The sequence below is a fragment of the Calothrix sp. CBUCES-K 9914 genome, assembly GCF_059640475.1.
This window is the reverse complement of the sequence record NZ_JBXXZH010000306.1, coordinates 1-9,967: the sequence shown is the minus strand read 5'-3', so window position 1 is coordinate 9,967 and position 9,967 is coordinate 1. Positions and strand designations below refer to the sequence as shown.

At 37.6% G+C, this 9,967-nt stretch carries 7 protein-coding genes; 4 read left to right on the top strand and 3 right to left on the bottom strand.

The window, feature by feature from the left end; translation table 11 throughout:
- Window positions 1–313 precede the first annotated feature (313 nt).
- On the bottom strand, window positions 314–481 hold the full coding sequence (locus AC2JBO_RS39000) for a hypothetical protein (RefSeq protein WP_496958999.1): 168 nt from the start codon (window positions 479–481) through the stop codon (window positions 314–316).
- Window positions 482–659: 178 nt separating this feature from the next.
- Window positions 660–1,247 (bottom strand): hypothetical protein, encoded by a 588-nt coding sequence (locus tag AC2JBO_RS38995; protein WP_496958998.1) that lies wholly within the window; start codon window positions 1,245–1,247, stop codon window positions 660–662.
- Between the two features lie 167 nt (window positions 1,248–1,414).
- Here AC2JBO_RS38995 and AC2JBO_RS38990 point away from each other — a divergent pair, with 167 nt between their 5' ends.
- Genes AC2JBO_RS38990 through AC2JBO_RS38975 form a run of 4 tightly spaced genes read left to right on the top strand, consistent with a single transcriptional unit; the run spans window position 1,415 to window position 9,406 of the window.
- Window positions 1,415–4,942: a two-partner secretion domain-containing protein gene (locus AC2JBO_RS38990; protein ID WP_496958997.1), complete on the top strand. Its 3,528-nt coding sequence runs from the start codon at window positions 1,415–1,417 to the stop codon at window positions 4,940–4,942.
- The gene (locus tag AC2JBO_RS38985; RefSeq protein WP_496958996.1) at window positions 4,932–5,324 is read left to right on the top strand and encodes a POTRA domain-containing protein; all 393 of its coding nucleotides are present in this window, start codon (window positions 4,932–4,934) and stop codon (window positions 5,322–5,324) included. Before AC2JBO_RS38990 ends, AC2JBO_RS38985 begins: the two co-directional genes overlap by 11 nt.
- Entirely contained in the window at window positions 5,325–6,701 is a 1,377-nt protein-coding gene (locus AC2JBO_RS38980; RefSeq protein WP_496959000.1) for a ShlB/FhaC/HecB family hemolysin secretion/activation protein, read from the top strand.
- Window positions 6,653–9,406, top strand: a complete 2,754-nt coding sequence (locus AC2JBO_RS38975) for a CHAT domain-containing protein (RefSeq protein ID WP_496958995.1) — start codon at window positions 6,653–6,655, stop codon at window positions 9,404–9,406. The genes AC2JBO_RS38980 and AC2JBO_RS38975 overlap by 49 nt, the downstream gene beginning before the upstream one ends.
- A 26-nt stretch (window positions 9,407–9,432) precedes the next feature.
- On the opposite strand, the gene AC2JBO_RS38970 is transcribed toward AC2JBO_RS38975, so the two are convergent.
- Window positions 9,433–9,918 (bottom strand): tetratricopeptide repeat protein, encoded by a 486-nt coding sequence (locus AC2JBO_RS38970; RefSeq protein ID WP_496958994.1) that lies wholly within the window; start codon window positions 9,916–9,918, stop codon window positions 9,433–9,435.
- Window positions 9,919–9,967: the final 49 nt, after the last annotated feature.

Sequence of the window (9,967 nt, the reverse complement as noted above, 5' to 3'; positions counted from 1 at the left end):
GCTAACCATCTTGACAAATCCGATTTGAGAGGGAATGAAACAGCCCTGCCTTATTAAGGGGGGCTAAAAGCCTTATAAAGTCCCCCTTATTAAGGGGGATTTAGGGGGATCTATTCTGGTTAAAAAACGTTAACCGAGCAGTATTGTAACAGTATCGTATATTTTGAAAACTAAAAGTAAATTATCGGCGCCAATAAATGCTTCAATGATTGAAAAATATTTTGTAGTGAGATAAACAACCGTATTTTCTTTGTGCCCTTTGTGTCTACCCTGCGGGAAATCCTCCGGATTACGTGGTTTATTAAAAAATTTTCTACAAAGTATCAGGGTCTATACCCAGTTCCCAAAGTTTTGCTCTTAGACGTTCAATTGTTCGCATATCTTCTAGTAGTTTTTCGGCACGTTGTCTTTCTTGTTCGGCACGTTGTGCTTCTTGTTTGGCACGTTGTTTTTCTTGACAAAAATCTATTATGAGATTCATCAATATTTAATCTAGCAATAATCTAGCAAAAAAAGGTGCCGTTTTAGAAGCGATGTCTAAGACGTACAATCTTAAATAAGACATTTATCCTATACACATATTAACCTTTTTGTCAAGATATAAATTCATCAAAAGAATTTACAGGCAGGATGCCTGTGCTACAACGAATTTACATTTTTTAACCGAATAATCTTTGCCAAAAATTTCTAGATCTAATTTTTGGATAAGTTACACCAATAGTTCTAGTACCTTCCATATCTAACTCAGCAAAATCAGGGTTGATAATTGACGATAAATATTCTTGCTGTTTTGTCTGTGGTAATTCTGCTTTTAATTTAATACGCACTAGTAAATTATCAGAGTTTGTTCCACAACTTGTACCTCGTGCTTTGCCAACTAAACAAACGCTATATAAAGCTATTCTATTTTGAGAATTACTTGTATTTAAGGCTTTGCTCTGAACAGCTAAATACATATCTGCTTCTGTGGCACTTTTTAAATCTAAACCCGCACGCAGTTTTTCTGCTGCTTTCTGACAATCTTGCTTTATATTCTGTGAGTCTATATTTTCTTGCTTCCAAGTAATTACAGGTAATGGTTTTTGTTGTTTGTTATTGGGGTTATAAGCAACGGTAACTGGTACTGCCTGATCGATGTCACAACGATACGAAACTTTATAGTCTGAGGTAGACTGAGCAAGAGTTGGGGTTGCTGCAATCGTCATTACTCCGGTTAAACCAAGCAAAAATGATTTTGAGAATTTCATAATGATAGCTTCACTTATAAGACTGATTACGGATGAGCATGTGAGCGCAAATGCCTGATTGGTAGTAATATTACCTTATTGTTTGACTCTAGCTGATTATTCGTAGTATTTTTTCAATATTCAATAATTGTTGCTATTCTTACTATCTATTGTTAATTCTGTATCCAATGATACGAAATTCTCTATCCTGGTTTGTTTGTGGTATTTCTGTATGGTTGGCAACGGCGCCTGGTTCCGCAGTCGGGCAAGTTTTCCCAGATAATACCCTCCCGGTCAACTCGGTGACTACACCTCAAGCGAATACAAACTTTATAAAAATAGATGGGGGAACTGTAGCAGGTCCGAATTTATTTCATAGTTTTCAAGAGTTTTCCGTTCCGACAGGTGGAACAGCTTCTTTTAATAACCCTTTGGATATTCAAAATATTTTGACAAGGGTTACAGGTGGGTCTGTCTCGAATATTGATGGTTTGCTCCAAGCTAGAGGTAATGCCAACTTATTTTTCCTTAATCCCAATGGTATTATTTTTGGGCGCAATGCCAGGTTAGAGGTTGGCGGTTCTTTTATAAGTAGTACAGCAAGTAGTATAAAGTTTGCCGATGGTAACGAGTTTAGTGCGATTAATCCCCAGCGCGCGTCTTTATTAAGTGTTAATGTTCCTTTAGGTTTGCAGTTTCCGGGAACACGAGCAAATATTATTAATCGTTCTGCTAACTTACAAGTGTCTCCAGAAAAAACTATTGCGCTGGTGGGTGGGGATATTACTTTCGATGGTGGACAGTTATCAGCTTCACAGGGACGTATTGAAGTAGGCAGTGTTAGTAACGGTTTAGTCAGTTTGAACCCTGTAAATAATGGATGGACTTTAGGCTACAACGGTGTAACTAATTTTGGTAATATCCAATTACTGTCTGGGTCAGCGCTTAAACTTATCTCGACAAATGCAAATCAAAGCAGTGGCGAAATTTTTGTATTAGCTCAAGATTTAACGGTGACGAATGGTTCTCAAATTTCCGCGCAAACTTTAGGCGCCTCCAATGCTGGTTCTATTAATATAAAAGCATTTAACGTGGAAGTTAGCGGTGCCTCTGCCGATGGTGAAGTGTTTAGTACTATTGCAGCGACATCAAGAGGAAGTGGGAATTCTGGAAATATAAATATTACCACTAATCGTTTAACTTCTTCATCTGGTGGTGATGTGTCTGTGACTACTTTTAATTCAGGGAAGGGAGGAAATCTTACTGTTAATGCTTCTGAGTTCATACAATTAATTGGCGCCCGTAATACTCCTTCAGGACAATTTAGTCGTAGTGGTTTGTTTGCTGCAACAGAAGGAACAGAAAGCGGTGGTGATATCACAATTAATACACCCAAGTTACAGGTAGCGGATGGAGCTAGGGTATCTGTATCAACGCGCGGTACAGGTCAAAACGGTAAACCAGGGGGACAAGGAGGCAGTTTACTCGTTAATGCAGGAGAAATAGAATTAAGAGGCACCAGTTCTGATGGTCGTTTTCCTAGTGGTTTATTCGCTTTATCTGGAGAGCAAAGACCAGACCCCAATATAATTCCTAGTCTTGCTACAGGTCAGGGGGGAGATATCAAAATTGAAGCCGGAAAGTTAACTGTTAGCTCTGGCGCACAAGTGTCTGCTGCTACACAAGGTTTAGGTAAAGGTGGTAATATTACTGTCAAAGCGGATGCAATAGATGTAAATGGAGCATCAAATATTAGTCGGCAGTTTAGTACTTTGGCAGCAACTTCCCGTGGTGTCGGCAACTCTGGTAATATCACAATTAATAGTAGGAATTTAAAAGTCAGCGATGGAGCAGATGTTTCGGTAACGGCTTTTGGTACTGGAAAATCTGGAGAACTTGATGTAAAAGCTTCTGAGTCTATAGAATTAATTGGCGCCAGCGCTATTCCCAACACTGATATTTTTAGTCGCAGTGGTTTATTTGCCGCAACCGAAGGAACTCAAGATGGTGGTTCTTTAAATGTTAATACTGGTCGCTTATTAATTAAAGATGGCGCCAGAATTTCTACGTCTACTCGTGGTAAGGGTGATAATAATATTCCCGGAGGTAGGGGAGGTAACTTAAATATTAATGCCTCTTCTTCGGTAGAAGTTAGTGGTGTTGGTAGCGTACAGCTAAACAGTAATAATCAAATAGCAACACGTGCATTTGCCAGTGGTATATTCGCTTTATCTGGAGAGGATAGACCCAATATAGCTGCTAGCGTTGCTACAGGTCAGGGAGGAGATATCAAAATTGAAACTGGAAAGTTAACTATTAGCTCTGGCGCACAAGTGTCGTCTGGCACACAGGGTTCGGGTAACTCTGGTAATATTACTGTGCAAGCAGATGCAATAGATACAAGTGGAGCATCAAATATTAGTCAGCAATTTAGTACTTTGGCTGCAACTTCCCGTGGCACTGGCAACTCTGGTAACATCACGATAAATAGCAGAAATTTAAAAGTCAGCGATGGAGCAGACGTTTCGGTAACGGCTTTTGGAACTGGAAAATCTGGAGAACTTAATGTCAAAGCTTCTGAGTCTATAGAATTAGTGGGTGCCAGCGTTATCCCCAACACTAACACTTTTAGTCGCAGTGGTTTATTTGCAGCAACCGAAGGAACCCAAGATGGAGGTTCCTTAACTGTTAATACTGGTCGTTTATTAGTTAAAGATGGCGCCAGAATTTCTGTATCCACTCGTGGTAAAGGTGATAATAATATTCCCGGAGGTAGGGGAGGTAACTTAACTATTAATGCCTCTTCAATAGAACTTACTGGTATTGGTAGGGTTGAACTAAACAATCAAACAGAGATACGTACATTTACTAGTGGTATATTTGCTTTGTCTGGAGAAGATAGACCCAATATTCGTGCGACCGAAGCTACGGGAACAGGTGGTAACTTGGAAATTAACACGGGTTTATTAAATATACGAGACGGAGCGGAATTATCGGTAAGCGGAAGTGGTTCAGGAACTGCTGGTAGACTTCAAGTACGAGCTACCTCAGTCAAGTTAAAAGATGGCGCCATTCGAGGTGCTACAGTACAAGGTACTGGCGCCAACACAACGCTAAATATTCGAGACTCTTTGCAGTTGCGTGGAAACTCCCAAATCTCTACGATTGCTGGAAATAATAGCAATGGTGGTAACATCACAATAAATGCAGGTGCAATAGCTATTTTAGAAAACAGCAGCATCAAAGCAGATGCTGGAAGACAAGGAGGTAATGTAAGCATTACAACTCAAGGACTTTTTGCATTTCCTGGCGCCATTACCTCCAGTTCTGAATTAGGAACTCAATTTAACGGTATCATCGAGATAAATCTTCCAGATGTCGGTTCAAACCAAGAATTAATCGACGTACCAGTAACTTTCTTCAGTCCAGAGAACCAAGTAGCATCAGCTTGCACCGCAGAAGTTGGAAAAAATCGTAATCAATTTATTATTACCGGAAGAGGTGGACTACCACCAAGTCCTACAGAACCACTTAATAGTGATGTAATATTTACAAATAATTCCCCTACAACTAGGCAAACTCAAAGTACTTTAGTTAAATATCCACAACCAGCTACAGGGTGGGGAGTCAATAACTTGGGTGAAGTTACTCTTACGGCAAATGCTGGCAACCAAGCATCTCAAACCCTACCCACAGCTAACTGCCATGCACGTTAAATTTTTAGTCATGTTAGGGTTATTAACTGTATGTGGAACATCACTAAAAGCGCGCGGGCAAAACATTCCTCAGAATGAAATTCCTAACCCAGTTACTCCACCTCAACCCCAAACTCCAGAACCTTTGCTTCCCCAAGAGGAACTGCTACAAATTTCTCCGGAATTAAGTATTCCTGGGCAAAAGTTTGATGACTTTAGTCAAATTACTGTTGAGCGTTTTGATTTTGATGGCTCTACTATATTTAATCAGGAACAACTACGTAAAGAAATCCTAGAATTTACAAACACAAAGCAACCTATAACTTTTACACAGTTGCTCCAAGCTGCCTCCAAAATAACTAACCTATATATAAGAGAAGGATACGTTACTTCCGGCGCCTAAATTCCCGAACAAACTCTCACAGGTTGTTTTGTCGGACAAACAAATAAAAGTTGTGTTGTTAAAATCCAAATTATAGAAGGTAGTTTACAAGAGGTAAGAGTAACAAGAGACCAAACAGGTACAAAACGATTAAATAATGATTATGTACGCGCGCGTTTAGAATTAGGCATTGGCAGACCTTTAAATATTCGGCATTTACGAGAAGCTTTACAGCTACTGCAACAAAATCCCTTAATAGACAGCATATCCGCAGAACTATCTGCGGGTACAGTTCCTGGTACTAATTTACTGAAAGTTACTTATAAAGAAGCAAAAACCTTTAAAGTTAGAATAATTGCCGATAATAGTAGAAACCCCAGCGTAGGCAGTTTTAGAAGAGGTATAGAAATTGAACAAGCCAATTTACTTGGATTTGGAGATAACTTAAATATAGGTTATAACAACACCGATGGTAGTAATGGCATAGACGCAAGCTACACTATACCAATAAATTCCCGTAATGGTACGATTAGTTTCAGCTTTAACAACACATTCAACAATATTATAGAACCGCCATTTGATAGCTTAGATATTGAGTCAAACTCTCGTAACTATGAAATTACCTTACGTCAGCCAATAGTGCAAAACGCGCGTGCTGAGTTTACTCAAGAACTTGCACTGGGTTTAACATTATCTCGAAGAGAAAGTAATACTTCAGTATTAGGAGTAGATTTTCCCATTTCTGTAGGAGCGGACGCAAGAGGAAACACTCGCATTTCCGCACTACGTTTTTTTCAGGAGTGGAGACGAAGCAGTTTTCAAGAAGTGTTTTTAGCCCGTTCTCAATTTAGTGTGGGAGTAGGTGCTTTGAATGCGACTATTAATAACGAGGCGCCTGATAGTCGTTTTTTTGCATGGAGAGGACAACTACAGTGGTTACGTTTACTTGGTTTTGAGACTAGTAACCCAAGAGTAACTCCTAGACTTTTAGTTCGTTCTGACGTACAACTAGCAGACAGAGCTATCGTACCATTAGAGCAGTTTACATTAGGAGGTATATTTAGCGCGCGTGGTTATCGTCAAGATGCACTGTTTAGCAATAATGGGATTTTTGTTTCAGCAGATTTACAATTACCTGTTTATAGTACCAACTCAGGGGAAAACGTTTTACAGGTAATTCCATTCGTTGACTTTGGAACAACTTGGAATAATGGGAGTGAAAGCAATACAAATCCTATTAATACATTAGCCTCTGTAGGTTTGGGTTTACAATGGCGAATGAGTGAACGATTCAGCGCGCGTATAGATTATGGTATTCCTTTAATTGAAATTGAGTCGAGGGACAGAACATGGCAAGAAAAAGGTCTGTACTTTACCATGCAGTACAATCCATTTTAAAACCAATATTTTTAGCATTATTAACGTTAGCTTTTAGTTTAATTGCACCAGTTTTAGCATCCAATGGTTTACAATTAGAACAGCAAGGCGCCTCATATTACAATACAGGAAACTTTGCCGAAGCTGCTCAAGTATGGCAACAAGCAGCAGACGCATATGGAAATGATACAGAAGGTAAAAATAGAAATCTCATTAATAAAGCCAAAGCATTGTACTCTTTAGGACTTTATCCAGAAGCGTGTAATCAAATTCCTAAAATTTATACGAACAAATTAACTTGCGACAAACTTGTTAGCAATAATCAAAACATTAATAAAATTTTAAAAATTTTAAATATCCAAATACAGCAAAATCGTAACCAGGTAGCTAGCTTACATCTTCTTGGTGATATACTCTCAAGATTCGGCGAATTTGAATTATCAAAGCAAGTTCTACAAAAAAGCTTAGAAGCATCCCAAAAATATCCAGAATATCAAAGCGCTATATATATTAGTTTAGGTAACTTAGAGCGTAATTTCGCAAATAAAAGTAGAGATAGCTTAGAATATCGAAAAGTAGTAGATGCTATTAAATCTAAAAATATTTTAAGTTTATATGAGCAAGCAGATAAGCAAGCAGATGACAAAGTAGATGACAAAGCATATAACAAAGCATATAACAAAGCATTAGAAAATTATAATTTAGCTAGGAAGCAAGCTTCAGTATTAACTCTAACTCAAGCAGACCTAAATGAATTTAGTTTGTTAGTAGAGAATAAACAATGGTGGACTGAACAGATACTCAAAATTCAAAATGACCCTTGGCAAGAATTACAAGACAAAAGAGATACAAGATTAGCCATCATACAGCAAAACATAGAATCTCGTTTAGGCAACTTACCTCAAACACGCGAATCAATATATGCTGTTATTAATTTTAGTAACAGTTTGATGAATCTAAATGCAATTAATCATAAGCTTAATAATAAACAATTTTTCCCACCACAAAAAATTGCTCAAATATTATCTACAGCTATAAAACAAGCACGTAACATAGGGGACAAACAAGCAGAAGCGTTAGCATTAACTAACTTAGCAACACTATATGAACCGCAAGTCACTAACTCAAATACATTAACTCAACCAGAAATACTCAATTTAACTACAGCACAAAAACTAACAGAACAAGCTCTAAGTTTATCCAACGACATTAACGCCGATAAACGTCAAATATTATACCGTCAAAGGCATCAATTAGGACGTATTCTCAAAGCTAAGGGAGATATAAAAGCTGCGTTATCATCTTATGCAGAAGCATGGAATATACTCCAGTCACTACGGGCAGACTTAGTAACAAGTGCAGATAATCAGTTTTCCTTTCGTCAAAACGTAGAACCTATATACAGAGAATTTATCGATTTACTATTGCAAGCTGATAGAAATAAAATTGATACAAGCAAACTGGTATTACAAATAGAAGATAAAAATAAGGCGCCTAAAAATAGTTTAGATATAGCTCGTCTTGTCATGCAATCTCTACAATTAGCAGAATTAGACAACTTTTTTCAAGAACCATGTTCCCCACCTGTAGATAAACCAGTTCAAATTGACAATATAGATAAAAATGCCGTAGTTATCTATCCAATTATCCTAGAAAATAGCCTAGAGGTAATTCTATATCAAGCAGGTCAAACAACAAGTCGTAGTAGTGTTGTTGTTCCAAAAAAAGATGTAAAAAAGACTATAGAAGATTTAGCAAGCCTTATATATAATAATACTCAATTAGAACCCGATTCAGCTTACCTTATCCACACAGGAGGTAAACTAGACGACTCAGACAGAAAAAAACTAGAATGTAACAAGGAAAAATTTAAAGAGCATTCTCAAAAAATATATAATTGGCTAATAAGACCTTTAGAAGAAAATAATCAATTAAACCAAGAAAAAATTAAAACACTAGTATTTATATTAGATAGAGCTTTCCAAAAAATTCCTATTACTGCTTTGCACGATAGTATCAACGACGAATATTTAGTTGAAAAATATAATATAGTTTTAAACATAGGTCAGGAACTCATTAAACCCAAACCGCTCCAGCCAAACAATATAAAAATTTTAGCAGCGGGTGTTAGTAAAACACAAATTGTTGACGAGGAGAAATTTCCAGCACTTAAAGGTGTCGAAGAGGAATTGAAAAATATTGAGGAATTGAAAGTAAACCCGAAACCTAAAATAGTTCGCACAGAAGGTTTCAACAAAAACAACTTGCTTGCCCAAATTAAAGCTTCTCCCGATATTGTACACTTAGCAACGCATGGAGTTTTTAGTTCCAGTAGAGAGCGAACATTCCTCGTAACTGGCGATAAGAGTAAGATAACAGTAGATGATTTTCAGAATTTACTTAATCCTCAAGGTCGGGCAAGAAATAAAAACATCGAATTACTTGTTCTTAGTGCTTGCCAAACAGCATCTGGAGACGAGCGCGCGGCTTTAGGTATGGCAGGAGTTGTGATACGCTCTCAGGCAAGTAGTACCATTGCTAGTTTATGGCCAGTATTAGACACTGCCACTGTGAAATTGATGAAAGAATTTTATCAAAATTTGATAACCCAAAAAATGCCTAGGGCAGAAGCGCTACGTAACGCTCAAATAACTCTCTTAAAAGATGAAAATTATAATCATCCCTATTATTGGGCGCCTTTCATTTTAGTAGGTAATTGGCTGTAATTGTGGAACAGAATTCCTAGGCTGTTCTACGGTAATTTCAAACGTTTGCGCGCTTCTATTTCACCATCTATTGCTGGCTTATAATTCTTTTTGAAACTAAGCGCTTTTTCAAAAGCGTCTAGTGCTTCTTGAGTTTGATTTAAATGCAGGTGAGCATCACCTTTATTACTCCAAGCTGCAGCACAAGTATCTATCTCAACATTTTTTTCATCTGTGTCTAGTTTTGTTGCAAGCCGAGATTTACAAATTGCAATAGTTCGAGTAAAACTTTTAATTGAGTCTTCATATTGCTTTGAGGCAAATTCAGCATTTCCTAAGCAAAGCCAAGCACCAGAATAATTATCATCAATTTGAGTTGCTTCAAAACAAGAATGAGACTGCCTTACGATATCTTTTAGTTGACCATACGTATATCCTTGATTAACCCAGGCTTCTATAATTTTTTGGTCAATTTTTATAGCTTTGCCTAACGGAAAAATTGATCCTGTAGGATAGGCGTCTCGCCTGTCCATCTATTTGTAGGACATCTGGGACAGATATCCTACGAGATAACAAACGGAT